Source organism: Aeromonas sp. R2-4, from assembly GCF_040908365.1.
In the GTDB taxonomy this organism is placed as follows: domain Bacteria; phylum Pseudomonadota; class Gammaproteobacteria; order Enterobacterales; family Aeromonadaceae; genus Aeromonas; species Aeromonas veronii.
The window spans coordinates 122,839-147,824 of sequence record NZ_JBFODO010000002.1; the positions used below are offsets into that span (position 1 = coordinate 122,839).

Sequence of the window (24,986 nt, forward strand, 5' to 3'; positions counted from 1 at the left end):
GATAGCCACGCTCAGGCGGGAATGGCTGTCAGCGAATAGCGATATATGGCAAGGGGTTACGCCCGCTATTTGCGACAAACCAACCCGAGCAGGGTGTAGCGATCGCGCTGGTTGACGCGGCAGTAACTGATGCCGACGGGCAGCGCCTGCTGCAGGGTGATGGCGCTGTTCTGATAGCGGCAGACCAGATAGAGCGGGCGCAGGCTGCTATCGAGCTGACTCCAGTAGTGGATCTCGTCGCTGTCGCCATTATCCGGTTTGAGTTGGGCCAGTTCGGCAGGATCTCCGTCGAACAGGGCCAGATTATCGAGCCGGTGACTGAGGGTTTCGTCCGGTTTGCCATCGTCATTGCGAGTGAACGCCTGCCAGCCCTGCTGCGGAGTCAGCAGCTGCTGGCGAGTCTCGATGGTGGCGGGACAATCAAATTGCAGGCTGGCGGCAAGGGCTAGGGTGGTCAGTAACATGGCTGCGGTTCTCTCTTCATGTCCTCAATACGATGCCATGCTACGTCATCTTCCGCCGAACAGCTTCATCAGTTTATCAAGCAGATCAAGCTGTTGTGGTGGCTGTTTCATGGCTTCCGCTTCCCGCTCCAACAGCGCCTGCTGCTCCTGCTGGCGGTTGCTCAGCACCCGGTAGAGGGGCTCGACCAGCGCCTCGCGCTGCATCACCAACTCCTGAAACATTGCCTGATTGATGCGATAGGTTTCGACGGTGGCCACCGCCCGTACCGTGAAGGAGCTGGGCTCGCCGGTGAGCAGGCTCAGTTCGCCAAAAAAGTCTCCCGCGTTGAGCGTACCGAGTTTCAGCTCTCGCCCTTCGACATTGACCACCATCTCGGCCTCCCCTTTGACCAGCACGAACAGCCAGCTGGAGACATCCCCCTGCTCCAGCATGATGTCGCCGCTGACGAAGGGGGCGAACTTCACCTGATCGGCCAGCTGGAGCAGCTCGTTCTCCTGCAACATGGCAAACAGCGGCAGCTTGCGCAGGGTATCGGTTCGTTCGGCGGTGTGGCGCTTGTGGCGGGCATCCAGATGCTGCTTCTCCTTGGCCATAAAGACGTTGAAGATCGGCGGGGTGAGGCGACGATCGTTGCGGCGCAGGGCGGCATCGATCAGGCTGCGCACCATGGAGTCGGTCGGATCGTCGCGAGCCAGGTCAGTGAGCCAGTAGCGCACAGCATAGCGGGCAATCCCTCCTTCGACGTTCATCAGCAGGCAGTCCGGTTGCGGATGCTTGGCGACGCAGGGGAGCTTGGTCTCCCGCAGAGATTTCTCGATCAGCGCGATGATCTGGGTCGGCAGGGTATCCAGGGTCAGATCGAACCAGACCCAGCGCCGCCACTGCAAGGGTTCGCCACGACGGCGGCCAAGCACGGTGAAGCGCTGTTTGAGCAGGTGGCTGTTGGGGATGACGACTGTCTCCCAGTTGCGGGTCTCGATGGTGGTGGCACGCCAGTTGATCTCCACCACCCGGCCCTGGGTGGTATCCACTTGCAGCCAGTCACCGATGGCGATGGAGTTGTCGAGCTGAATGGAGACCCCGGCCAGCAGGTTGCCCAGGGTGTCCTGCATGGCGAAGGCGATGACCGCGGTGATCACCGCCGAGGTAGTGACTATCTCCCCGAGCGCCATGCCGGAGTCGTAGAGGCGAAACAGACCCCAGCCGATATAGCCGATGGTGATGACGATATCGGCGATGATCCGCGGGATCCGCACATGGCAGAGGGGGAGCAGAAACTCGAACAGCAGGATCCCCCATATCTTGACCAGTATCAGGCCAGCCAGCAGGGTGGAGATCTCGATCAGCAATTGATGGGGCAGCGGCAGTTTGAACCAGCCCCCTTCCAGCTGGATCAGCAGGATCACCACCGCGCTAATCATCACGAAACTGAGCTCGGAGAGCAGCTCCCGTCGCTGTCCCGGACGGCGCCAGAAGTGGAGCAGCATCAGGGAGAGGGTGAGCAGGGTCCAGAACGGGTGTTCGCCAATCCAGATCAGCGTCGGTAGCGCGGTGAGGTTTTCGCCAGCCATAGCAGTACCTTATTGTGGTTTTATTTCCAGCATAGCTGCTGCGGCGCGGGGAAATGGTGCGTTGGGGCGGCAATTTATTTATCCTGTGTAGAACCGGGCAAAGGAGTGCGATTGAGTGAACTTTTCAAAGAAAATCATCTGTTTGATGGCCCTGTTGCCATTGGCTGGCTGCGACCTGCTGGCCGAGAAGTATCGGGTCGAATTCCGGGATGGCTCCTGGCGTGAAATAGCCATTACCCCCTTCTCCAGCGAGGCGCGCTGGCGCGAGGGGTGTGCCACCGGCGAGGTGCTGAGTGATATGAAGGTGCCCATCAAGCGGGGTGACACGGTCAATGGTCGTGAGCAGTTGCTGATCGGTGGTGAGAAGTTCGAGCTGGATGACAACAACCTCTACCGCAGCAGCGGTATGGTGTTTGGCCATTCGCCTGACCATATCCAGCGCGGGCTCAAGGGGATGGATATCTGTCGCACCTTGCGCCCCGAGCGAGGTGGACTGCCCAAGCTCAAGGCGCGCGGGTTTGGCGACTGAATCGATGAGGGATTAACTCGCTGCCATCAATGCACAACGCTGGCGGCAAGCATCGCCAAAGGCTTGAAAGATCTTGATGGAGTGGGGGTTTTCATTGGCTTTCCACTCCGGATGCCACTGCACTGCCAGCAAAAAGGGTGACAGTGCGGGAGCATGAAGTGCCTCGATCAGCCCATCTTCTGCGTGCGCCAACGGCTCCAGACCCTTCCCCAACCGGTTAATGCCCTGTCCATGCAGGGAGTTGACCGGAATCTGTTCTTCCCCCATCAGTTCGGCAAACCAGCTGCCCGGCAGCAGTTTGATCTGATGGCTCGGCCCATACTGTTCGTCGACCGGATCGTCGGCATCCTCCCGGTGATCGTCATAGCCCGGCTCGTTATAGACCTTCTGATGAATGTCTCCCCCCAGCGCCACGTTGATCTCCTGCATGCCGCGGCAGATCCCGAGGATCGGCAAACCACGGGCGAGCGCTCCCTTGATGAGGGGCAGGTCGAACAAATCGCGATCCCTGTCTTGCTGTTTTTCCGGCGTGAGGTTCTCCTGGCCGTAGAGGGCCGGATCGATATTGGAACCTGCACCACTCAGATAGACCCCATCGGCGAGATCCAGATACTGCTCCAGATCGGTGGTGCCGCAGCAGGTGGGCACCAGCAGCGGGACGCAGCCGCTTATCTCCACCAGCGGCATGATGTATTTGTGGGTCATCACCTGATAGGCGTGGCCGTTGCGGGGCTGGGCCCCCATGGTCATCAGCACGACAGGTTTACGGGTGGCTGGAGGCTGGGGATTTGGCATAGGGCACCTTGATTATCCTTGGCGTTGAAGTCTCATCCTGCGCCTTGGGCAGGCCCTTGCAAACCGCTAGGGCAAGGGCATGCCTCAAGGCATGGTCATGGGATCCCGCGTCGGGCCGGGTGGCAGAATCGTTGGTCAGCCTGGGCAGCGACAGCCTGGATCCTCTCTTCAGTCTGCCAAGGCCGTTCAATATGTCAAACAAAATGATACCAGGTTGTTAACAAGTTTGTCTTGAAATGCTCTGAAGCGGCGATTTAACGGGGCTGTTGAGATGGGCCGTTATGGCTGGGGCTGCAAAATGGTGGATATATTAAACGCGCAGGGATGGCGGGGGATGTGGAGAGGAAAAGGCATCAATAGAAGCACGCCTCCGCGAGGGGAGGCGTGTTTCGGGGATCACAGCAGGTCTTCGATCTCGCCGCGCAGATACTGGTACATCTCGCGGTAGGCGACCGGCGGCTTGTTCAGCTCCCGCTCCTTGTTGGCGGAGCGGATCAGCTGGCGCAGCTTCTGGCGATCCAGCTCGTGGAACTGGGACATCAGCTCGTTGAGGGCGCTGTCACCTTCGGTGATCAGGCGCTCGCGCCACTGCTCCAGGCGATGCAAGCGGGCATTCACGGTGGAGTGACGGTTCTTGATGATGGAGAGCGCTTCGGCAATCGGCTCGATATCGCGGCTGCGCATCAGGCGGCCGATGAACTGCAGATGGCGACGGAAGGACTCATCCTTCTTCGGCTTGAGTTTGCGCCCCAGCTCTACCGCTTCGGCCAGCTCTTCATCCAGCGGGATTTTTTCCAGCTCGCTGTGGCTGAGGGAGACGATCTCTTCCCCCATTTTCTGCAATGCTTCGGCATCGCGCTTGAGCTGGCTCTTGCTGGGGCCCCAGTCTTCGAACTCGTTGTCGTCTTGATATTGACTCATCGGTCTCTTGATTCCTGTCATTCACGTTTGGCGGATATGTTACCAGCTTCTCCCGCTGGGCGCAGGGGTCTGATATGCTTACCCCCTTTCCTTCCTTCATACAGATGTGAGTTATGGATCAGCAAGACCAAATCCGCCAGGATCAAGCCCATCTCGAGGCCGTGGTTGCCGAAGCCCTGGAGATAGCCAAAGGACTGGGCGCCTCGCTGGCCGAAGTCTCCATCAGCAAGCAGACCGGGTTGTCGGTGAACACCCGGGGTTGTGAACTGGAAAGCATTGAATTCAATAAGGATGGTGCTCTAGGCATCGCCGTTTATCGCGATGGTTGCAAGGGATCATCCTCGACCACCGATCTGAGCAAACCCGCCATTCGCGCTGCTGTTGAAGCGGCCATCGAGATTGCCCGCCACACCTCGGCGGACGATTGCGCCGGTCTGGCAGACGCCGAGCTGCTGGCCTGGGATGCCCCCGATCTGCAACTGTGCCACCAAATCGAACTGGATCCCCAGCGCGGGATTGAGCTTGCCATCGAGTGCGAGCGACTCGCTCTGGGTCGCGATGCCCGTATCAAACACTCCGACGGCGCCGGTTTCTCCAGCCACCTCGGCATCAAGGTCTATGGCAACAGCCATGGCTTCGTCAAAGGCTACGCAGCCTCGCGCAACTCCCTGAGCTGCGTGCTGATCGGTGAGCAGGATGGCGACATGCAGCGGGATTATGGCTACTCCTCCAGCCGTACCCTCGACGGGCTCTGGAGCCCGCAGCGCATCGCCGACGAGGCGGTGGAGCGTACTGTCTCCCGCCTCGGTGCCCGCAAGATCTCCACCCGCCATGCGCCTGTGCTGTTCCACCCTGACACAGCCTCCGGTCTGTGGGGCCACCTGGTGATGGCCATCAGCGGCGGCAACCTCTATCGCAAGTCGAGCTTCCTGCTCGACAAATTGGGCAAGCAGATCCTGCCCGAGTGGCTCACCATTCAGGAGTTCCCCCACCTGCTGGGCGGGCTTGCCAGTACGCCGTTCGATGGGGAAGGGGTGCGCACGCGAGATATGGACATAGTGCGCAATGGCGAGCTGATGAGCTGGCTGCTTACCTCCTACTCTGCGCGCAAGCTGGGGCTGACCACCACGGGTCATGCCGGTGGCATCCACAACTGGCAGGTCTCCAATACCGGCCAGGATTTTCAGGGCATGCTCAAAGAGATGGGCACCGGCCTGCTGGTGACCGAGCTGATGGGGCAGGGGGTCAACATCGTCAATGGCGACTACTCCCGTGGCGCTGCCGGTTTCTGGGTCGAGAATGGCGAGATAGCCTATCCGGTCGAGGAGATCACCATCGCCGGCAATCTGGCCGAGATGTTCAGCCATATCGTGGCGGTAGGTCGTGACGAGGATGAGCGCTCCAGTCTCAAGACTGGTTCGGTGCTGGTAGAGAATATGAAGCTGGCGGGTCACTGATCCCGGTTTCAACAGAACCGAAACCATGAAAAAGGCCCCCTCGCCAACGCGAGGGGGCCTTTTTATCGGCCTGCGATCAGGGGGCTATCAGCCCTTGATGCGCTCGATGCGGCCACCCAGACCCTGCAGCTTCTGCTCGATGTCTTCGTAGCCACGGTCGATGTGATAGATACGGTCGACGATGGTGGAGCCTTCGGCCACGAAGCCGGCCAGCACCAGACTGGCGGAGGCGCGCAGATCGGTCGCCATCACCTGGGCACCCTTGAGTTGCTCGGTGTCACGGCAGATGGCCACATTGCCCTGCAGTTCGATGTCTGCGCCCATCCGTACCAGCTCGGGAACGTGCATGAAGCGGTTCTCGAAGATGGTCTCGGTGACCATGCCGGTACCTTTGGCGACGGCGTTCAGCACGGTGAACTGGGCCTGCATATCGGTCGGGAAGGCCGGGTAGGGGGCGGTCTTGATGGTGACCGGCTTGAGGGTGCGGCCAGTCATGTCGAGGGTGATCCAGTCTTCACCCTTCTCAATCAGGGCGCCAGCCTCTTCCAGCTTGACCAGTACCGCTTCCAGCAGGGTCGGGTCGGTCTTGCGGCAGGTGATCTTGCCGCCGGTGACCGCTGCGCCCACCAGGAAGGTTCCGGTTTCGATGCGGTCAGGCTGCACACTGTAGTTGCCGCCGTGCAGACGCTCGACACCGTCGATGGTCAGGGTATCGGTGCCCGCGCCCTGGATCTTGGCGCCCAGAGTATTGAGGAAGTTGGCCAGATCGACTACTTCCGGCTCGCGCGCGGCGTTTTCGATCACGGTGCGGCCATCAGCCAGGGTGGCGGCCATCATCAGGTTTTCGGTACCGGTCACGGAGACCATGTCCATCAGGATGTGGGCGCCTTTCAGGCGACCATCGACACGGGCCTTGATGTAACCATCTTCGATGGTGATCTTGGCACCCATCAGCTCCAGGCCGTGGACGTGCAGGTTGACCGGACGGGCACCGATAGCGCAACCGCCTGGCAGGGAGACGTCAGCCGCGCCGAAACGGGCGGCCAGCGGACCCAGCGCCAGAATGGAGGCGCGCATGGTCTTCACCAGTTCGTAGGGAGCGACGTGGTTGTTCACCGCACCTGTCAGCACGGTGACGTTGCCGTTGACCTTGGTGGTCGCGCCCAGCATCTCCAGCAGCTTGATGGTGGTGCCCACATCTTTCAGGCGCGGCACGTTGGAGAGGTGTACCTCTTCATCACAGAGCAGGGTCGCGAACAGGATCGGCAGCGCGGCGTTTTTGGCGCCGGAGATGGTCACTTCGCCGTTGAGAGTACAACGACCATCGATTTTGAATTTGTCCATTTTTACTTCGTTACCAAATCAGGAGGGCAATAGGAATTTACGTTCGCGTTTCCACTCGGCGTCGGTGAACGCCTTGATGGAGAGGGCGTGAATGGCGTTGCTGGCGATCTTGTCCATCAGCGGGGCATAGATGGCCTGCTGCTTCTTGACCCGGCTCATGCCGTCAAACATGTCACCGACGGCGATCACTTGGTAGTGACTACCGTCCCCTTTGACATGGACTTCGGACAATGGCAGAGCCTCAAGGAGTATCGCTTCAATTTCAGAGACTTGCATTATGCGTCCTCAGTTGTGAGCGGGGTTGACTGAAACAGCCCGGCCACCCCGTAGAGGTTGGCCAGGGTATAGAAATCACTGGAGGCGCCCACCAGCTGCGGTGTGGCGCCTCGCGCTAATACGGCTTTGGCCCATTTGACCAGCAGGGCCAGTCCGGCAGAGTCGAGGGTGGTGACGCCGCCGAGCTCGAGCTGGTCGTCCTGCCACCATTCGGCGCGGCGTTGCCACAGGTCATTGACCTGTGGCGCCTGCAGATCACCGCTGAGGGTCATGGTTTGAGTACCAGCGGCTTGGCGTTGTGTTCGCGCAACTGGGCGATCACCGCATCGATGCCGTTCTGGCGGATCAAACCGCCCAGCTCGCTCTGCTTGGCGGAGAGCAGGCTGATCCCCTCTGCCACCATGTCGAAGGCTTTCCACTCTCCGGTCTTGTTGTTCTTGCGCAGCTTGAACTCTAGGAAGATGTCCGGCTTGCCGGCCTCTTTCACGCTGACGTTGACGGCGGTGATATTGCCGCTGGGAGCTTTGCCCGGCTCGACCTTGACGGTCTGCTTGTCAAAATGGGCCAGCGCATCGGCGTAGGAGCTCACCATGTACTCGGTGAACACCTCGACGAAGGCATTGCGCTGCGCTTCGGTAGTCTCTTTAATCTGGTTGCCAAGCACCTTGTAGGCGGCGAAGCGGTTGTCCACATAGGGCAGCAGCTCTTCGCGGATGATCACCCGCAGGTGATCCGGATTGCTCTTCACCTGGGCCTGATCGGCTTTCAGGCGGGCAAAGGTCTGCTTGGCAGCCTGATCCACCAGCGCGTTGGGGTCGGTGGCATCGACTGCGGCCTGGGCAGACAGGGAAAAGAGCATGCTGGTCATCAGGCCCAGCAGCAGGGCGATTTTCTTGAACATGATTACTCCTTCTTGCCGTCTGATTTGCTGTCGGAGGATTGGCTGTAGAGGAACTTGCCAATCAGATCTTCCAGTACGATGGCGGATTTGGTGTCTTCAATCAGGTCGCCATCCTTGAGCATCTCGGTGCCCATCTCCTCATCGCTGAAGCCGGGGGCCAGACCGATGTACTGCTCGCCGAGCAGACCGGAGGTGAGGATGGAGAGGGAGCTGGTATCGGCGAACTCGCCAGCGCTCTTTTGCATCATCAGGGTCACTTCGGGCACCTGGGTTTTCGGGTCCAGTACGATGTCGCTGACCCGACCAACCACCACGCCGCCAACCTTGACCGGCGAACGGACTTTCAGGCCGCCGATATTATCGAAATGCGCGCGCAGGGTATAGGTTTCTCCTTCCGGTTTGAAGCTCAAACCGGCCACTTGCAGGGCCAGTGCCAGAATGGCACCGATGCCAGCCAGCATGAAGGTGCCGACCAGGAATTCTACTTTGCTGAACTTCATCTTTACCTTATCCAAACATGACTGCAGTGAGTATAAAATCCAGGCCGAGCACGGCGAGGGATGAGTGGACCACGGTACGGGTCGTGGCCTGACTGATCCCGGCCGAGGTCGGCTTGGCATCATAGCCGTTAAAGAGCGCAATCCAGGTGACCACTAGGGCGAAGATCAGGCTCTTGATGGCGCCCTGCATGATGTCTTCATGCCAGTCGACGGAGGCCTGCATGGCAGACCAGAAGCCCCCTTCGTCCACGCCGAGCCAGTCCACACCGACCAGCTTGCCGCCGAAGATGCCGATCAGGCTGAACATAAAGGCCAGCAGCGGCATGCTGATGACGCCAGCCCAGAAGCGGGGGGCCACCACCCGGCGCAGTGGGTCGACCGCCATCATCTCGAGGCTTGAAAGCTGCTCGGTGGCCTTCATCAGGCCAATTTCAGCGGTCAGGGCCGAACCGGCTCGGCCGGCAAACAGCAGTGCCGTGACCACAGGACCCAGCTCCCGCAGCAGGGAGAGGGAGACCAGCGGTCCCAGACTCTGCTCGGCGCCGAAATCCTTCAATACGTTGTAACCCTGCAGCGAGAGCACCATGCCGATGAACAGGCCGGAGACCAGAATGATGGCCACCGACTGCACGCCCACCACATAGAGCTGCTGGACAAGCAGCGGGAAGTGCTTGCGCGGCTCGGGTTTGCCCGCCAGCGCATGGAACAACATGATGGTGGCGCGACCGACGGAGCTGATAAACCGCACTCCGACCCGCCCCAGCTTGCTTATTTGACTTATCAACATCAGAGATCCTGTAGCAGATCGCCTGCCGGAAAATGAAACGGAACAGGACCATCGGGCAATCCTTTGAGGAACTGCTCGACTTCGGGATTGTGCTCCTCGCGCAGCTGATCCGGCGTACCGTGCGCCACCACCTTGCGATTGGCGATGATGTAGGCGTAATCGGCGATGCTCAGCACCTCTTTCACATCGTGGGTGACGATGACGGAGGTGATACCGAGGGCATCGTTCAGCTCCTTGATCAGCTTGACCAGCACCGCCATGGTGATGGGGTCCTGCCCGACGAACGGCTCGTCATACATGATGAGGTCAGGGTCAAGGGCGATGGCCCGAGCCAGCGCCGCCCGGCGCGCCATGCCGCCGGAGAGCTCGGAGGGCATCAGTTTCGCCGCGCCGCGCAAGCCCACCGCCTGCAGCTTCATCATGACGATGGTGTGGATCAGCTCTTCCGGCAGGCCGGAGTGCTCCCGCAGCGGGAAGGCCACGTTGTCGTAGACCGTCATGCCGGTAAACAGGGCGCCGCTCTGGAACAGCATGCTCATCCGTTTGCGCACTTCATAGAGGCGCGAACGGGAGAGGGTGGGGATATCTTCCCCGTCAAACAGAATGTGACCGGACTCCGGCTTGAGCTGGCCACCGATCAGCCGCAGCAGGGTGGTTTTACCGATGCCGCTCGGGCCCATGACGGCGGTCACCTTGCCACGAGGAATGGTCAGGTTGATCCCGTCATACAACAGCCGATCTCCGTGACTGAAGGTCAGGTCGGAGATGGTGATCAGGTCATTGTTCAAATAATTGTCCATCCGGTGTAAATGAGGTGCGAATTTTATGGGGTAGTCTAGGTCTAAGCAACAGCAAGGAACAACTATTGAACAGGCTGCAAGCCCATTTGCACGACAGTTTTCTGTAACAAAGTGCGTCATCGAGAGCGGGACTTGCCATCCGATTCGCTTATCCGGGCAGACTTTTTTATAATCCCGCAGCTAATTTCGGCCCGGAGCTGTGTCTTTATGTCTGTAAAGCCTGAGAAAGTGTCTGAACTGTTCGATTTTCGTCGCAGTGCCCGCGCGGTGCTGGACACAGAAAAGCAAGCCATTGATGGACTCTATCAGTATCTGAACGACGCCTTCGACAAGGCGTGCGAAATGGTGCTGCGCTGCGGTGGCAAGATAGTGGTCACCGGCATGGGCAAATCGGGCCATATCGGCAGCAAGATCGCCGCCACCCTCGCCAGCACCGGCACCCCGGCCTTCTTCCTTCACCCGGGAGAAGCGAGTCACGGTGATCTGGGGATGATCTCCAGCGGTGACCTTATCATCGCTATCTCCAACTCCGGCGAGAGCGACGAAATCCTGGCCTTGCTGCCGGTACTCAAGCGCCGCGGCATTCCGCTCATCTGCATGACCGGTAATCCCGCCTCCACCATGGCCAAAGAGGCCAACGTGCATCTGTGCATTAAGGTGGAGAAAGAGGCCTGCCCGCTGGGTCTGGCACCCACTTCCAGCACCACGGCAACCTTAGTCATGGGCGATGCCCTGGCGGTCGCCCTGCTGGAAGCGCGCGGTTTTACCGCCGATGACTTCGCCCTCTCTCACCCGGGCGGTTCCCTTGGCAAGCGTCTGTTGCTGCGGGTCGGCGACCTGATGCACAGCGGCGAGCTGTTGCCCCGGGTGGGGATAGATGCCACCATCAGCCAGGCGCTGCTGGAAGTGAGCCGCAAGGGGCTCGGTATGACGGCTGTGGTCGATGGCAATGGCCTGCTGGCCGGGCTCTTTACCGATGGCGACCTGCGCCGCATTCTTGACCAGCAGATCGATATCCATCACACCCCCATCAGCCGTGTGATGACGGCCAACTGTGTTACCGTAGGTCCAGAGATGATGGCTGCAGAAGCCGTCAAGCTGATGGAAACGAGAAAAATCAACGGATTACTGGTCGTGGATGAAGAGAAACGCCCGCTCGGCGCCTTCAACATGCACGACCTGCTGAAAGCCGGAGTCATTTGATGCAAAACGTACCGACCCTCTATGGTCCGGTGACGCGCAGCCAGTTCGACAAGGCGGCGCAAATCCGCCTGCTGGTGTGCGATGTGGACGGGGTGCTCTCCAACGGCCTCATCTACATGGGAAACAACGGCGAAGAGCTGAAAACCTTCTGCACCCGTGATGGTGCGGGCATGCGAGCACTGCTCAATGCCGGGATCGAGATCGCCATCATCACCGGGCGCAACTCCCGAATCGTCAGTGATCGGATGAAAAGTCTGGGTGTGGCCCATGTGGTGCAGGGGGCTGATAAAAAGCTGCCTCACTTCGAAGCGCTGCTGGCTAAGCTGGGGCTGACCCCGGAACAGGCCGCCTATATGGGCGATGACACCATCGATCTGCCGGTGATGGCCGCCTGCGGCCTGGGTATCGCGGTGGCCGATGCCCATCCGCTGGTGCTGAGTCGTGCCGATATGGTGACCCGGCTTGGCGGTGGCATGGGCGCGGTGCGTGAGGTGTGTGACCTCATTTTGCAGGCGCAGGGCCACGACGATTATCAGCCCGAGGCCTCGGTATGAGCAGACAAACCCTGTTGTTTGCCCTGCTGTTTCTGGTCGCGCTGGTTGCCTGGCAGTTGGGCAAGGTTGAGCTGGTGCCTGAGAGCGCCGTCAAAATCGAAAACTATCAGCCGGATTTTGTCGCCAAAGATCTGGTGACCACCCGTTTTGATATCAACGGCAAGCGCACCGAGCGGCTGGAGTCGACCTACGCCGAGTATTATCAAATCCTCGAGCAGGCCACCTTCGACAAGCCGGTGGTCTACATGTATGACGATCAGGGTGCCGCCGAGTGGAAGGTGACCGCCGAAACCGGCGTGCTCAACACCGGCGACAACGTCATCCTGCGGGACAAGGTGCATCTGGATGGTCTGCTACCTACCTCTTTCATCTCCACACTGGATACATCCTATCTGGAGCTGGATCTGGTGACACAGGATGTGCGCAGCAACCGGGAAGTGAACATTCTGGGTCGGGATTTCCAGACCCAAGGGGTTGGCCTCAAGGGCCATCTGGACCGCAAATATTTTGAGTTACTGGATCAAGGCCATGCCATCTATTTCAATGAAAAACGCTAATCTGGCCCTCGCAGCCCTGTTGTTGTGTGGTGCGGTGACCGCCAAAGAGTCCGACTTTGCCGAGAAGGTCTACGTCGATGCCGTCAAACAGGTGGCCGAGATGCAGGACAACCGCATCACTTTCGAAGAGGATGTGACCATCAATCAGGGCACCATCCGGATCAAAGCTGACAAGGTGGTAGTGACCCGTTCCGGCGAGAAAGGGGCCGAGGTGATGACTGCCTACGGCAAGCCCGCCACATTCTTCCAGATCCTGGATAACGGCAAGCCGGTCAATGCCCACGGCAATACCATCCGCTACGAGCTGAAGAACCGTCTGGTGACCATCACCGGCAACGGTCAGCTCAAGCAGGAAGATAGCCAGGTCAATGGCGATCTGATCCGCTACGACATCGTCAAACAGAAGATGATTGCCGAGAGCAAGAGCCCGAGCCAGCGGGTCAAAACCGTGTTCCTGCCGGATCAGGTAGAGAATTTCGACAAGCCCGCCGACCAGAAGAAGCAGGGAAAATAAGCCATGGCAGTGTTAAAAGCAGTGGGCCTGCAGAAGAGCTACAAGCGCCGCATGGTGGTGAGTGACGTCAGCCTTGAAGTGGGCACCGGCCAGATTGTCGGCCTGCTCGGCCCCAACGGGGCGGGCAAGACCACCTCCTTCTACATGATCGTGGGGCTGGTGCAGCGCGATGCCGGTCTCATCACCATCGACGATCAGGACATCAGCCTGCAGCCCATGCATGTGCGGGCGCGTAACGGCATCGGTTACCTGCCGCAGGAGGCCTCCATCTTCCGTCGCCTGTCGGTGTTCGACAACCTGATGGGGGTGATGCAGACCCGCAAGGGGTTGAGCCGTGAGGAGCGCGAGGACAAGGTTCAGCAACTGCTGGAAGAGTTCAATATCACCCACATTCGCGACAACCTGGGTCAGAGCCTCTCCGGTGGTGAGCGTCGCCGGGTCGAGATCGCCCGTGCGCTGGCGGCCGAGCCGCGTTTTATTCTGCTGGATGAACCCTTTGCAGGGGTTGACCCGATTTCTGTGATAGACATCAAGAAGATCATTCAGCATCTGAAAGATAGGGGCCTTGGCGTCTTGATTACCGACCACAACGTCAGAGAGACTCTGGACGTATGTGAGAAGGCCTATATCGTCAGCCACGGCAAGATGATTGCCGAAGGTGCACCGGCTGACATCCTTGCCGATGAGCAGGTCAAGCGCGTCTATTTGGGCGATCAATTCAGTCTATAGTAAGGGGGCATGCCTTCATTTCCTTTGACGAGTGCCTCGCTGAACATAAGGATATCCCGACGTAGATGAAGCCGACATTACAGTTGCGTCTCGGTCAGTCCCTGACCATGACGCCGCAATTACAACAAGCGATTCGTCTGCTCCAGCTCTCCACTCTGGAACTTCAGCAGGAAATTCAGCAAGCGCTCGAAAACAACCCTCTGCTGGAGCAGGAAGAGAGCGAGGCGCAAGAGACCAGTCCGGAAGCGCCGGTCGATGCCAGCCAGCTGGATTCCAGCGATGCCATGGCCCAAGAGCAGATGCCGGATGAGTTGCCGGTGGATACCACCTGGGACGAGGTTTACTCTGCCGGCACCGCCCAGAGCGCGGGCCCCATCCACGATGGGGAAGATAGCGTCTATCAGGGAGAGACCACCGAAAACCTGCAGGATTATCTGTTGTGGCAGATGCGGCTCACACCGTTCAGCGATGTGGATGCCGCCATCGCGCTCGCCATCATCGATGCCATCGACGAATCCGGTTATCTGACCGTTGCGCTGGAGGATATCCAGGCTGCAGTCACTAGCGATGACGTAGAGGTGGAACTCGATGAGGTCGAGGCGGTACTCAAGCGGGTGCAGCACTTCGATCCGGTCGGCATTGCTGCCCGTTCGGTGCAGGAGTGTTTGCTGATCCAGCTGGATCAATATGACCCGCAGACCCCCTGGCTCAACGAGGCCAAGGAGGTGATCCTCGAGCACATGGAGCTGCTCGGCAATCGGGATTACCGCACCCTCGCCCGCAAGACAAAACTCAAGGAGAGCGACCTCAAGGAGGTGCTGGATCTGATCCAGCTGCTGGAGCCGCGCCCCGGCAACGGCATCATCCAGAGCGACTCCCAGTACGTGATCCCCGACGTCTCCGTGGTCAAGAAGGGCAGCAAGTGGGTGGTCGAGCTCAATCCCGACTCCGCCCCCCGCATCCGGGTCAACGAGACCTATGCCGCCATGGCCCGCAACGCCCGCAGCAGCACCGACACCCAGTTTATCCGCTCCCATTTGCAGGAAGCCAAGTGGTTCATCAAGAGCCTGGAAAGTCGCAATGACACCCTGCTGAAAGTGGCTAGTTGCATTGTCGAGCAGCAACAGGGCTTTTTCGAGTATGGTGAAGAGGCGATGAAGCCGATGGTGCTCAATGACATCGCCGAAGCGGTAGAGATGCATGAGTCGACCATCTCCCGGGTGACGACCCAGAAGTACATGCATACCCCCCGTGGTATCTTCGAATTGAAGTTTTTTTTCTCCAGCCATGTGAACACCGAAGGAGGAGGAGAGTGCTCATCGACCGCAATTCGCGCGCTCATCAAGAAGCTGGTCACGGCAGAGAATCCTGCCAAGCCGTTAAGTGATAGCAAGATCGCGGATTTGCTGGCCGAACAGGGTATTATGGTGGCGAGACGCACGATCGCTAAGTATCGCGAATCCTTGTTTATCCCACCTTCCAATCAGCGCAAACGCCTGGTTTAGGCAAACAAAAGGATGATGTTATGCAAATTAACCTGACCGGACACCATGTCGAGATCACCGAAGCTCTGCGTGATTATGTGAATAACAAATTTGCCAAACTCGAGCGTCACTTCGACCACATCAACAATGTTCATGTGGTGCTTAGCGTGGAAAAACTGAACCAGATAGCGGAAGCCAAATTGCACGTCAGCGGTGGCGAAGTGTTTGCCAACTCTGAACATGCCGATATGTATGCTGCGATAGACACCTTGCTCGACAAGCTGGACAGGCAGATCATCAAGCACAAAGATAAGTTAAATAAAAAATAACCATGCAACTTGAACACATACTGAGTCGGGACTGCACCAAGAGTGCAGTCCCTTGTACCAGCAAGAAACGCGCCCTCGAAATCATCAGCGAGCTGGCCGCCGAACGCCTTGGCACCTCCCGTCAGGCACTGTTCGAATGCTTGCTGGCCCGCGAAAAAATGGGTAGTACCGGGATCGGTGCCGGTATTGCGATCCCCCACGGTCGTATTGACGATGAGTTCCCGCCAACCGCGATCCTGATGACCTTTGCCGACCCTATTCCTTTCGACTCCATCGACAATCAACCGGTTGACCTGCTGTTTGCCTTGCTGGTGCCGGAAAGCGAGTGCAAGCAGCATCTCAAGACCCTTTCTCTGATGGCTTCCAAGCTGGGTGACAAGGCGGTTTGCCGCCAGTTGCGTCAGGCAACCAGCGACGAAGAGCTCTATCAGATCATGACCTCGGCCTGACAGCAGGCCAAGGATGAGACACCCGTTTTGGCGTGAGGGAACAAGATGCAGTTAATCGTGGTAAGTGGACGTTCGGGCTCCGGTAAAACGGTAGCCCTGCGAGTGCTGGAAGATCTGGGTTACTACTGTGTGGACAACCTGCCGGTCAATCTGTTGCCCCAGCTGATAGTTTCGGTGGAGAGCCAGTACGACAAGCTGGCGGTCAGTATTGATGTGCGCAACCTGCCGAGCGATCCGGAGAAACTGGAAAATCTGCTGGCTCAAGTGCGCAATGAGGGGCGGGTTGAGTTCTCCAGCTTTTTCTTCGACGCTGACAACGGCACCCTGCTCAAGCGCTATGGCGAGAGCCGCCGTTTGCACCCCCTCTCACGCAACAAGCTGTCGCTGGATGAGGCGATTCGGGAGGAGACCCACCTGCTGGCGCCACTCTCTTCGACCGCTGACCTGCGCATCGACACCACCAGTCTCAGCATTCATGACCTGAGCGAGCTTATCAAGACCCGGGTACTCGGCAAGAAAGAGAACGAGCTGGTGCTGGTGTTCGAGTCGTTCGGTTTCAAGTACGGCATCCCCAAGGATGCCGACTTCGTGTTCGATGCCCGCTTCCTGCCCAACCCGCACTGGATCCCCGAGCTCAAGCCCTTCACCGGCAAGGATGAGCCGGTCGCCAACTACCTCTCGGCGCAGGCTGACGTGATGCTGTTTACCCAGCAGATCGAGAACATGCTGGTGACCTGGTTGCCCCATCTGGAGCGCAACAATCGCAGCTACCTCACGGTCGGCATCGGTTGCACCGGCGGCCAGCACCGCTCGGTCTTTATTGCAGAGCGGCTGGCCAGTGCATTCCGTTTGCTTGGCAAGAACGTGCAGATCCGCCACCGCACTCTCGACAAGAGTGCCCCCCAATCTTGACGGACCAATAGGACGACCCGATGACTGTTTCCGCCTCGGTTGAAGTGAAAAACAAGCTGGGTATTCATGCCAGACCGGCCATGATGCTGTTCGAGCTGGTGCAGGGTTTCGATGCCCACGTGTTGCTGCGTAATGAAGATGGTGTGGAGGCCGATGCTGACAGTATCATCGGCCTGCTGATGCTGGATTCCGCGCAAGGGCGGCAGGTGGAAGTACAGGTTGAGGGCCCTGAAGAGGTCGAGGCCCTGGCCGCCGTGGTGGAGCTGTTCACCTCCGGCTTCAATGAGGAGTAGTCACTCCTCGTTATATGTTATGAACCGGTACGCGCCAGCGCTTTGAAGCTGGCAAAATCCCGACAAGCCAGCAGATTCCTGCTGGCTTTTTCGTTCATCAGTGCCAGAAACAGGTCGTAGAGACCCATCGCCTCCTCGTAGTCGGCCTTGCTGATGGCCAGCACGAAGATGAGCGTCGCGATTTCACCATTCCCCCAGTCAATCCCCTGCGGGGCCAGCACGGTGTAAACCAGGGTGCGGCGTGCCAGCAGACCGAGGGAGTGGGGCAGGGCGATCCCTTCTCCCAACATGGTGGAGACGATCCGCTCCCGCTCCTGCAGTGAGGCTCTGAAGCCGCTCTCCACCAGATCTTCCGCCTCCAGCTGATCACAGATACGGGCAAACAGTTCGGCCTGGGTAAGGGGTTCTTTGACCACCATGAAGTGGTCGGCATCGAAATATTTGTCGAGCATGTAGGGGCGGGAGCGGTCGATCAGCACCAGCTTGCCAAGCTGCTCCAGCTGGTATTGGGTCGGGAAGGGGGCAACGAGTACCACGGGGGCGTTTTTTTCGTTCACCTTGACGGTACTGATGACAAAGTCCTGCGCGATCTGCGCCAGACCTTCGTAATCCCGCACCGACTCCAGCGTGGTCAGCTGCAACTGGGGATACTCCCGCTTGATGCGTGCTTCCAGCACCCGGAAGGTGGCGTTGCCCGCATCGCAAAGCAATAGCGCCTGCGGGCGGCGGGTATAGCCGATATCGTAATGGCGCTCCAGCCCGACCCCGATATGGATCACCAGATAGCCGATCTCGTGGTGGGTCAATCGGTAGGGGGTCTGCTTGATCCACTCCGAAATGGCCGCCAGCGTGATGTCGTAGGCGAGGGGGTAGTACTGCTTGATGTGATCGGCCAGCGGGTTGTGGTTGCCAATCTGGTATTTGACCCGTAGCAGCATGGCGCTGATATGGGTTTGCAGGTCGGCCCGCAGCTGTTGGTCGCCTCGCAGGTCGTAAGGGTAGTGTTGATGAATGTAGGTCAGCAGATGTTCCACCAGCTGTTCGCTCTCGGCGGCCATGGCAGGGCTGAGCTGGGGAGTATCGGCAATCAGGCGCGCCTGGATTTGGATAGCGAGACCGGCGATCTCGTCCTCTACGGGGGGCGTCAGGGTGGGCAATACCGCATATATATCGCGAGATACTGCCAGCAGCGGCAGAGTCAGATCCTCGCTGGCGAAGTGGCGCAACTCGTGACCGGATGCCTGACGCAGCAGGGCAACGGCGCAGTAGATGGTGAGCTGCTGCAGGCTCTCGTCAGCGAGACGCAGCTGATGTCGGGCAAGCTGGGCATGGATGTGATTGCCCACTACCTCCATCGTCTTGCTGGGGCAGAGGTTGGGTAGCAGGGTTTGCAACTGGTTGTTGTGCAGCAACTCCTGATAGAGCAGCTGGGTCAGGCAGGCCCGGATCGCCGTCTCCTCCCCCTGAATGCGCATCCCCAGGCGGGGTTTGCTCTCGACGCTGAGCCTGAAGTGGCTGAGCTGCTCACGGACTTCCGCCATATCCCCCTGCAGTGCCGCCCGGCTCAGATACCATGTATCAGCCAGCTCATCGAGCTTGATCCCCTGCTCTGCCGTCAATAGCAGGATCTGCAGGTGCAGCACCCGCTCGCGGCTGGTGCGTGGCAGGCCGCTATCCTGACCCTGGGCCGCCAGCAGAGCCTCGAACAGTCCCTGATTGTAGATCTTGAGCTGGTAGCCGCTGCCACGTTGGTGGATCAGGTGAGCGCCGTGCGTGGCAATCAGTTCGTTGAGGGTCGCCACATCGGTGCGCACCGTGCGGGTGGAGACATTGAGGCGGCGAGCCAGCTCCTCCTGTGGCAGTGGTTCGGCATGGAGCTGGATCAGCAGTTGATGGAGCCTGGGGTGTGGCAGCTTGATCATAGGGGGTATGCAAGACTCCTGTTGCGAGATAAAGGGTCGATGTTAACAAGTGGGTCATCAACAAGCCAGGCACCGGTCAGTGATTAAACCGGCGCCCGTGACTGCCATCAGGCCAACAGTCGTTTCACTATGGCCAGCAGAGTGCGAACATCCTCGGGGCGAGTGTGCCCGCTCGCGCTGTCGATGATGGAGCTGTAGACGTGCGGGATCACCTTCTCGACTCCGGCATCCAACGCAATCCGCACTATCTCCTCGAAGTTCTCCAGATCGATGCCGCCGGTGGGCTCCAGCCAGAAGCCGTGGCGGGCACAAGCCTCGGCAACTGCCTGATACTCGTCGCGGCAGGCCAGCCCACCCATGGGGAAGAACTTGACCGAGCTGCCGCCCATGTCCTTGAGCAAGGCAATGGCGGTATCGATGGGCACGATGCCATCCGGCTGCCCGGCGCTGAGTGGACCGGTGGAGATCTTTACCATGCCCGGCATGCCGGTAGGGGAGATCAGACCATTCACCAGAGTTTGTGATTGGCCGAGCAGCGCCCGGCTGGCACCGACACCGGTGAACACCTGATTGACGTGCTGGGGCTGCAGCTGGCAGGCCAGTTCGGCCACCATGGCGGATTGACGCGGATCACCGGCCCCCAGACCGATGGAGAGGGCGTTATCGATAAGCTTGGCGTACTCCTTCATATCGGCAACTGCGGAGGGAATATCCGGGTAGTTTTTGGAGAGCACGCCGACCAGCACGTGGCCTTCGGCTGCGTCGTATACCTCGACGGCATTCTCCTTGGAACCTGCCAGCACGTTGAGACAGACCCGATCACGGTAGTAGTTGGGGGTAAGGGACATCAGCGATTCTCCTGAACGAGGTTGGCAATGGCAGAGTGGATTTGGTCGAGCTGGGGCACGGTGACGCTGCGCACATCGATCTCGATGTGCCCCTCGTTGGCCTTGTAGCCGCGGCAGTAGATGGCAGGCGAGCCCTGTTGCAGACGGCTGACGACCTGCACTGTGGTCATGCCGATCTTTTGGTGGTCAAAAGCGATATCGGTGCGGGCGATGTCGCGTCCTGCGCTGTCCCATACCACCTTGGCGGTGACGCCGGGCAGCTGGTTGAGGCGCTCGATGAAGGGGCTCATCTTGGCGACCATGGCGGCGCCGCTCTCTTTCTCTTTGGCCAGATAGCGCTCGATAGCGTGGGTCAGGCCGAGGATCCCCTCCTTGCCCACCTTCATGGCGCGACCGATGCCATTGGCCTGCTGTTTGACCCACTCCACGTACTGACGCTTGCCGAGCACCAGCCCGCTGGTGGGCCCTTCAATGGCCTTGGCACCGCTGTAGATGACCAGGTCAGCACCCTGGTTGTAGTAGAGGCGCAGATCCTCTTCGGCAGCCGCATCGACGATGAGCGGGAGCCCGTGGGTCTTGGCGACCTCGGCGGCCTCTGCCACCGACAGAATGCTCTTCTGCACGCAGTGGTGGGACTTGATATAGAGGATCGCAGCGGTGTTGGCATTGATGGCGGCTGCCAGCTGGGAAGGGGAGCACTCGTTGGCGTAACCGGCTTCCACTACTTTGCCGCCACCCAGATTGACCATGGTACCGACCGGGGCGCCGAAGTTGACGTTATGCCCCTTGGGCAGCACGATTTCACTCGGCACCTCATGGGGATGGGCATGCAGGTGCTCGAGGCGGTAGGGATCGCCGCGTACTATCATGGCGGCGACTGACTGGGCGATGCCGGCGCTGGCGCAGGAGACCACCACCGCATCTTCCACATTCAGCAAACCAGCCAGATAGGCGCCGGTCTTGTTGACCAGATCCTTGACCTCGAAGTAGTGGCCCAGGCCAAAATTGACCACATCGACCACCTCCTGCTCGGGGGTGGAGACGCCGAGAATGGTCATGCGCCCGGAGGCGTTGATCACCGGTTTGAGCTGATATTTCTCATAAACAGAAGGCATGGTGTGATTTCCCATAGTGAGTCAGAACCAGTTCGCCACCGACCAGGGCGGCGAGAGGCTGCAGTTGTTGGTCACCGCTGCGGGACTGGGCTTCGGTATCCATAAACAGGGTCGGGCCGCTGGTGACCTCGAACAGGGTCAGATCGGCATCGGCGCCTACCTCGAGCCGCCCCTTGCCGGACAGGCGCAGGGCATCGGCGGCCTGATGGGTGACGCAGGCGATCACCTGCTCCAGCGTCATGCCGATGGCGAGAAACTTCGACATCACATGGGCCAGACTGTAGACCGGCCCCTTGATGCGGTTCTTGCAGTAGATGTCGGAGCTGATGGTGCGGGGCAGGATCCCCTGTCGAATAGCCAGTTCCGCCACCTCGAAGCTGAAGCTGGCGCCGCCGTGGCCGATGTCGAGCAACAGGCCCCGTTTCATCGCCTCGCGCACCGCGACCCGCAGCTCGCCAGCCGGGGTCAGAATGCGGTTCGGTTTGCCGTTGAAGCAGTGGGTCAGCAGATCGCCATCCCCCAGCAGAGCGGCGATCTCGTCCAGATCCGGCGGCGTGTTGCCCACGTGTACCATCAGCGGCAGCTGGCCGTGAGCCTGTTGCAGCGCCTTGGCCATGCGCAGCGGTTGCAGACCGTTCTCGCCTACCACGCTACCGCTCATCCGCGCCTTGATGCCGACGATAAAGTCGGGGTGGCGGCGAATGGCTGCCGAGGCGAGATCCATATCGAGGTCCCGGCTATCCGCCAGCTCGTTCTGGCGCAGCAGACCGATGCGGGAGATGTTGAGTAGGGCATGCACCCGGGTCTTGCAGCCAGCGGCGATCCGCTGGAAGTCATCCACGTCGTCGGCTCCGGTGCTGCCCGCGTCGATGACGGTGGTGACGCCGGACTCTACGCCTACCTTGTCCGGCTCATCGTGATAGATGGGGGAGGCGGGGTAGCAGTGGGTGTGGCCGTCGATCCAGCCTGCGCTCACATGCACCCGGCCGCCGAGATCCAGTATCTGCCGCGCCGTTGCCGTCCCCGGCAGGGAGCCGATGGCGGCGATTTTGCCCTCCCTGATGGCGATATCGACGAGCCGGCCATCTCCCTGGCGCCCAGCTCTGATGATCATGTCGTACATGCTGATAACCTCTGGCGAGCCGCCCTGCAGGGCGGCTGATACTTACACAAGGGCGACCGGGAAGAAGGTACCCAGCAGCATTGCCCCCAGAATGGCACCGCCAGTGATGGGCTTGCCCCACACGTAGAACAGCAGCGCACCCAGCAGGGAACCGATACCGATGGGGATGGAGGCGCCCATGGCGGAGAGGATGATGAGGGGGCCGAGGAAGCGGCCAGAGCTGTTGCCAGCACCCATCATCACGTCAGCACCGTAAGTGGAGTTGCTCTGGTTGATGGTGAACTTGCGCGCCAGAATGATGACGTAGCCGATAGCCAGACCAATCCCCATGCCGGTTGCCAGCGAGGCGCCGAAGTTCTCCACCGGATAGAGGATGCCGGCTCCCAGCAGCAGGGCTGGCACACCGAGGCCGACCCCGGTCTGGATTGCTCCGCCGATATCCAGAATCCCCACCAGGGATCCCTCGATGATGCGGGCGAACAGGAAGCTGGCACCGAACGCGGCTACCGCGCCGTAGGCACCCGTGTCCATTCCGGCTTTCAGCATGGCGACGAAGGCTACCTCGTTGAAGGCACCAACCCCGTACAGATAGAACATATGGGTACCGGCAAAGACCCCGGCCGAGAGCAGGCCGACGAAGATGGGGAATGACCAGTCGGCGTACCAGAAGTTGTTTTTCAGTTTCTCATCCATGGTGTGACCCCTTATTTGCCGCTCAGCAGGTTATGGACGTTTTCCAGCCAGAGGGGGACACCCATATGGAAGGATTCAATCAGTTTCATGTCAAAGCCGCGGAAGAAGCCGCTCAGCACGAACAGCAGGACGATGGCAGCCATCATCACCTTGGTGACATGGTTCCAGCCGCTCTCTTCCACGCCCTTGCCGATCAGGATGCCGAGCACCAGGCCCGGTACCGCGTTGCCCATGATGAGCTGTGCCAGACCGCCGAAGATGGTGGCCCAGAAACCGGATTTCTTGCCCGCCTCGATGGCAGCTAGCCAGAAGATCACCGGCATGACGGTGTTGACCAGCAGGTTGGCGGCCGGTACCAGCACCTTGACCGCAGTGACCTGCAGGGCGGCCGGGACGGCAGCCGCCGTACTGTTGAGGAAGGCGACCACGATGGCACCTATGATGCCGCCGGCGATGGCCATCTTTTTCGGGTCGTGCAGAGTGGTGGCGAGATCCCGATTTTTGAACAGCAGTGCCGCCGTGGCCCAGTGCGGGATGATGCGGTGATCCACATCCTGGGTGAAGGCGCCTGCCGCCACGGTCGAGGCCCAGGCGTTGAAGAAGAAGCCCAGACCAAACGAGAAGTGGGAAGCGGGATCCCCCTCGCAGGAGTTGAGTTCGCCCAGGGTGCGGAAGGCACCCATGCCCTGTACGGTCGGGGCGTGGAACATCCGCGCCGCGCCGGCCCCCACCCCGACGCCAACCAGGCCGCCAATGATGAGTGACTTGATAAAAATGATTAGAAACATCCAACGTATCCTTCTTGTGGGGTTGTGCCTGCGCAGGCATCACACCTGGGTGAATGTCACCTTGGCGACATCCAGACTGGTGACCTGAACCTTGATCTCCAGCTGGACGCGGTATTCGCGGCGCTGGCGCGGCAGGAAGAAGAACAGGAACTTCTCCACCCGGACCGACTCCTCGGCTTTGAGCACCTGTACATCGACCGGCTCAATACGCAGCAGTACCTGTTGGTTGTCCTTGAGCAGTGTGGGTTGCACCTGGCTGAGGGCGGAGGCAAACGCCTGCTGGCGGGTCGTCCCCTTGCCGTTGACGATGACCTGGGTGGTGAAGTTCTCTTTCATCAGGCGCGTCCGTGCTTCTTGGCGAAGGCTTCGACCAGCTTCTGGCCCAGCTCTTCCTTGTCCATGAAACCGAAGCCCAGCACCACGCACCCTTCGTTGATGGCGGTGACGCCCTCTTCAACAGAGCGCATGCCGTAGCGGCACTTGTAGCCGTATTTGGTCTGGGCGGTGATCGCCCCGGCGCCGCCGCTGCCGCAGAAGGAGATGCCGAGATCCGCCTGCTCCTTGTTCATCACATCGCCGAGCTTCATGTCAGCGGCCATGCCGGGGATGATGGTCACGTTGGCCCCGGCAGCTTCCGCGCCTGCGCCCACTTTCTGACCCTTGCCGAGACGATCTCCGATTACGAGTTTGATGGCTGTCATATCGATTTCTCCTTGAGTTACGGGTTCTGCACCGAGCTGAGTTCGTTTTCTTTGGCGACTTCAAAATGGACGGACAGGAGGTGTGCCTCCTCATAAGCAAGCTGATCCAGCCAGCTGACGACCTGTTCGGCGAGACGCAGTGAGAGGGGGGAGATCTCTTCAAACAGGCTGAGGTCAACTTCTGGCAGGGGCTCGCCGCTGTGGGAGCGCCACACCATGGCTTTGACATGGGAGGCCAGCATCTGCCGTTGCACCTCGTTGGGGATGATGCCCTGTTCGGCCAGCAGGGGATAAATGCGCGCGAGGATATGATCGGTCTGGCGCAGCAACTCCGGGCTGTTCGGGGTCAGGGTCTGGTCGTGAGTCTCTGTTTGCAATGTCTGCTCTCCAAGGCTGGCAGAAGGTATGGCGTTACCCTAAGCCTGC

Annotated in this window: 32 protein-coding genes; 12 read left to right on the forward strand and 20 right to left on the reverse strand. The window is 59.7% G+C overall.

The window, feature by feature from the left end; genetic code table 11:
* Positions 1-65: 65 nt before the first annotated feature.
* Complete coding sequence (locus AB5Z05_RS00780; protein ID WP_005336367.1) at positions 66-464, reverse strand: STY0301 family protein; 399 nt, start codon at positions 462-464, stop codon at positions 66-68.
* A gap of 45 nt (positions 465-509) precedes the next feature.
* Entirely contained in the window at positions 510-2,036 is a 1,527-nt protein-coding gene (locus tag AB5Z05_RS00785; protein ID WP_368149896.1) for a mechanosensitive ion channel domain-containing protein, read from the reverse strand.
* Positions 2,037-2,181: 145 nt separating this feature from the next.
* Here AB5Z05_RS00785 and AB5Z05_RS00790 point away from each other — a divergent pair, with 145 nt between their 5' ends.
* Positions 2,182-2,565, forward strand: a complete 384-nt coding sequence (locus AB5Z05_RS00790; protein WP_368149944.1) for a hypothetical protein — start codon at positions 2,182-2,184, stop codon at positions 2,563-2,565.
* Positions 2,566-2,577: 12 nt separating this feature from the next.
* On the opposite strand, the gene AB5Z05_RS00795 is transcribed toward AB5Z05_RS00790, so the two are convergent.
* A complete protein-coding gene (locus tag AB5Z05_RS00795; protein WP_368149897.1) occupies positions 2,578-3,360 on the reverse strand; it encodes a gamma-glutamyl-gamma-aminobutyrate hydrolase family protein in 783 nt (260 codons plus the stop codon).
* Positions 3,361-3,756: 396 nt separating this feature from the next.
* The gene (yjgA, locus tag AB5Z05_RS00800) at positions 3,757-4,281 is read right to left on the reverse strand and encodes a ribosome biogenesis factor YjgA (protein ID WP_005336359.1); all 525 of its coding nucleotides are present in this window, start codon (positions 4,279-4,281) and stop codon (positions 3,757-3,759) included.
* A gap of 113 nt (positions 4,282-4,394) precedes the next feature.
* On the opposite strand from yjgA, the gene pmbA reads away from it, so the two are divergent.
* Positions 4,395-5,738 (forward strand): metalloprotease PmbA, encoded by a 1,344-nt coding sequence (gene pmbA, locus AB5Z05_RS00805; protein ID WP_058057516.1) that lies wholly within the window; start codon positions 4,395-4,397, stop codon positions 5,736-5,738.
* Between the two features lie 87 nt (positions 5,739-5,825).
* Here pmbA and murA read toward each other — a convergent pair whose 3' ends face one another.
* Genes murA through mlaF form a run of 7 tightly spaced genes read right to left on the reverse strand, consistent with a single transcriptional unit; the run spans position 5,826 to position 10,346 of the window.
* Entirely contained in the window at positions 5,826-7,082 is a 1,257-nt protein-coding gene (gene murA / locus AB5Z05_RS00810; RefSeq protein WP_005336355.1) for a UDP-N-acetylglucosamine 1-carboxyvinyltransferase, read from the reverse strand.
* Between the two features lie 18 nt (positions 7,083-7,100).
* Entirely contained in the window at positions 7,101-7,358 is a 258-nt protein-coding gene (gene ibaG / locus AB5Z05_RS00815) for a BolA family iron metabolism protein IbaG (protein ID WP_005306001.1), read from the reverse strand.
* Positions 7,358-7,630, reverse strand: a complete 273-nt coding sequence (locus AB5Z05_RS00820; protein WP_194495606.1) for a lipid asymmetry maintenance protein MlaB — start codon at positions 7,628-7,630, stop codon at positions 7,358-7,360. The genes ibaG and AB5Z05_RS00820 overlap by 1 nt, the downstream gene beginning before the upstream one ends.
* Positions 7,627-8,259: a phospholipid-binding protein MlaC gene (locus AB5Z05_RS00825; RefSeq protein WP_005336350.1), complete on the reverse strand. Its 633-nt coding sequence runs from the start codon at positions 8,257-8,259 to the stop codon at positions 7,627-7,629. Before AB5Z05_RS00825 ends, AB5Z05_RS00820 begins: the two co-directional genes overlap by 4 nt.
* Before the next feature lie 2 nt (positions 8,260-8,261).
* Positions 8,262-8,759, reverse strand: a complete 498-nt coding sequence (gene mlaD, locus AB5Z05_RS00830; protein WP_368149898.1) for an outer membrane lipid asymmetry maintenance protein MlaD — start codon at positions 8,757-8,759, stop codon at positions 8,262-8,264.
* A 7-nt stretch (positions 8,760-8,766) separates the two neighbouring features.
* A complete protein-coding gene (gene mlaE / locus AB5Z05_RS00835; RefSeq protein ID WP_005336345.1) occupies positions 8,767-9,546 on the reverse strand; it encodes a lipid asymmetry maintenance ABC transporter permease subunit MlaE in 780 nt (259 codons plus the stop codon).
* Positions 9,546-10,346 carry a phospholipid ABC transporter ATP-binding protein MlaF gene (mlaF, locus tag AB5Z05_RS00840; protein ID WP_302246188.1) on the reverse strand — a complete coding sequence of 267 codons (801 nt, stop codon included), beginning with the start codon at positions 10,344-10,346 and terminating at the stop codon, positions 9,546-9,548. Before mlaF ends, mlaE begins: the two co-directional genes overlap by 1 nt.
* 207 nt (positions 10,347-10,553) lie before the next feature.
* Between mlaF and AB5Z05_RS00845 the strand changes: the two genes are divergently transcribed.
* From AB5Z05_RS00845 to npr, 10 genes are all read left to right on the forward strand, one after another.
* Positions 10,554-11,549 (forward strand): KpsF/GutQ family sugar-phosphate isomerase, encoded by a 996-nt coding sequence (locus AB5Z05_RS00845; RefSeq protein WP_058057518.1) that lies wholly within the window; start codon positions 10,554-10,556, stop codon positions 11,547-11,549.
* Positions 11,549-12,103: a 3-deoxy-manno-octulosonate-8-phosphatase KdsC gene (gene kdsC, locus AB5Z05_RS00850; protein ID WP_088868289.1), complete on the forward strand. Its 555-nt coding sequence runs from the start codon at positions 11,549-11,551 to the stop codon at positions 12,101-12,103. Before AB5Z05_RS00845 ends, kdsC begins: the two co-directional genes overlap by 1 nt.
* The gene (gene lptC / locus AB5Z05_RS00855) at positions 12,100-12,660 is read left to right on the forward strand and encodes an LPS export ABC transporter periplasmic protein LptC (RefSeq protein WP_047438732.1); all 561 of its coding nucleotides are present in this window, start codon (positions 12,100-12,102) and stop codon (positions 12,658-12,660) included. The genes kdsC and lptC overlap by 4 nt, the downstream gene beginning before the upstream one ends.
* Positions 12,647-13,174 carry a lipopolysaccharide transport periplasmic protein LptA gene (gene lptA, locus AB5Z05_RS00860; protein ID WP_040068817.1) on the forward strand — a complete coding sequence of 176 codons (528 nt, stop codon included), beginning with the start codon at positions 12,647-12,649 and terminating at the stop codon, positions 13,172-13,174. Before lptC ends, lptA begins: the two co-directional genes overlap by 14 nt.
* A gap of 3 nt (positions 13,175-13,177) precedes the next feature.
* On the forward strand, positions 13,178-13,903 hold the full coding sequence (gene lptB, locus AB5Z05_RS00865) for an LPS export ABC transporter ATP-binding protein (protein ID WP_005336333.1): 726 nt from the start codon (positions 13,178-13,180) through the stop codon (positions 13,901-13,903).
* A gap of 65 nt (positions 13,904-13,968) precedes the next feature.
* The gene (locus AB5Z05_RS00870) at positions 13,969-15,408 is read left to right on the forward strand and encodes an RNA polymerase factor sigma-54 (RefSeq protein WP_005336331.1); all 1,440 of its coding nucleotides are present in this window, start codon (positions 13,969-13,971) and stop codon (positions 15,406-15,408) included.
* 20 nt (positions 15,409-15,428) lie between these two features.
* Positions 15,429-15,716 carry a ribosome hibernation promoting factor gene (gene hpf / locus AB5Z05_RS00875; protein ID WP_005336323.1) on the forward strand — a complete coding sequence of 96 codons (288 nt, stop codon included), beginning with the start codon at positions 15,429-15,431 and terminating at the stop codon, positions 15,714-15,716.
* Between the two features lie 2 nt (positions 15,717-15,718).
* The gene (gene ptsN, locus AB5Z05_RS00880) at positions 15,719-16,165 is read left to right on the forward strand and encodes a PTS IIA-like nitrogen regulatory protein PtsN (protein ID WP_005336322.1); all 447 of its coding nucleotides are present in this window, start codon (positions 15,719-15,721) and stop codon (positions 16,163-16,165) included.
* Between the two features lie 45 nt (positions 16,166-16,210).
* A complete protein-coding gene (gene rapZ, locus AB5Z05_RS00885) occupies positions 16,211-17,077 on the forward strand; it encodes an RNase adapter RapZ (RefSeq protein ID WP_258721542.1) in 867 nt (288 codons plus the stop codon).
* 20 nt (positions 17,078-17,097) lie between these two features.
* On the forward strand, positions 17,098-17,370 hold the full coding sequence (npr, locus tag AB5Z05_RS00890; protein ID WP_005336318.1) for a PTS phosphocarrier protein NPr: 273 nt from the start codon (positions 17,098-17,100) through the stop codon (positions 17,368-17,370).
* Positions 17,371-17,387: 17 nt separating this feature from the next.
* On the opposite strand, the gene AB5Z05_RS00895 is transcribed toward npr, so the two are convergent.
* From AB5Z05_RS00895 to AB5Z05_RS00935, 9 genes are all read right to left on the reverse strand, one after another.
* Complete coding sequence (locus tag AB5Z05_RS00895) at positions 17,388-19,292, reverse strand: transcription antiterminator (protein WP_368149899.1); 1,905 nt, start codon at positions 19,290-19,292, stop codon at positions 17,388-17,390.
* A gap of 107 nt (positions 19,293-19,399) precedes the next feature.
* Positions 19,400-20,140 carry a KDGP aldolase family protein gene (locus AB5Z05_RS00900; RefSeq protein ID WP_181269563.1) on the reverse strand — a complete coding sequence of 247 codons (741 nt, stop codon included), beginning with the start codon at positions 20,138-20,140 and terminating at the stop codon, positions 19,400-19,402.
* The gene (locus AB5Z05_RS00905) at positions 20,140-21,255 is read right to left on the reverse strand and encodes a DgaE family pyridoxal phosphate-dependent ammonia lyase (protein WP_368149900.1); all 1,116 of its coding nucleotides are present in this window, start codon (positions 21,253-21,255) and stop codon (positions 20,140-20,142) included. Before AB5Z05_RS00905 ends, AB5Z05_RS00900 begins: the two co-directional genes overlap by 1 nt.
* The gene (locus AB5Z05_RS00910) at positions 21,239-22,378 is read right to left on the reverse strand and encodes an amidohydrolase/deacetylase family metallohydrolase (protein ID WP_368149901.1); all 1,140 of its coding nucleotides are present in this window, start codon (positions 22,376-22,378) and stop codon (positions 21,239-21,241) included. Before AB5Z05_RS00910 ends, AB5Z05_RS00905 begins: the two co-directional genes overlap by 17 nt.
* 42 nt (positions 22,379-22,420) lie before the next feature.
* Positions 22,421-23,071, reverse strand: coding sequence for a DUF4310 family protein (locus AB5Z05_RS00915; RefSeq protein ID WP_368149902.1), 651 nt, complete (start codon positions 23,069-23,071; stop codon positions 22,421-22,423).
* An 11-nt stretch (positions 23,072-23,082) separates the two neighbouring features.
* Positions 23,083-23,859: a DUF4311 domain-containing protein gene (locus AB5Z05_RS00920; RefSeq protein WP_005341754.1), complete on the reverse strand. Its 777-nt coding sequence runs from the start codon at positions 23,857-23,859 to the stop codon at positions 23,083-23,085.
* A 39-nt stretch (positions 23,860-23,898) separates the two neighbouring features.
* Positions 23,899-24,195: a DUF4312 family protein gene (locus AB5Z05_RS00925; RefSeq protein ID WP_019444839.1), complete on the reverse strand. Its 297-nt coding sequence runs from the start codon at positions 24,193-24,195 to the stop codon at positions 23,899-23,901.
* Positions 24,195-24,560 (reverse strand): SFCGS family glycine-rich protein, encoded by a 366-nt coding sequence (locus AB5Z05_RS00930; protein ID WP_005355141.1) that lies wholly within the window; start codon positions 24,558-24,560, stop codon positions 24,195-24,197. The genes AB5Z05_RS00925 and AB5Z05_RS00930 overlap by 1 nt, the downstream gene beginning before the upstream one ends.
* A gap of 17 nt (positions 24,561-24,577) precedes the next feature.
* Positions 24,578-24,937: a transcriptional regulator gene (locus tag AB5Z05_RS00935; RefSeq protein ID WP_005355140.1), complete on the reverse strand. Its 360-nt coding sequence runs from the start codon at positions 24,935-24,937 to the stop codon at positions 24,578-24,580.
* Positions 24,938-24,986: the final 49 nt, after the last annotated feature.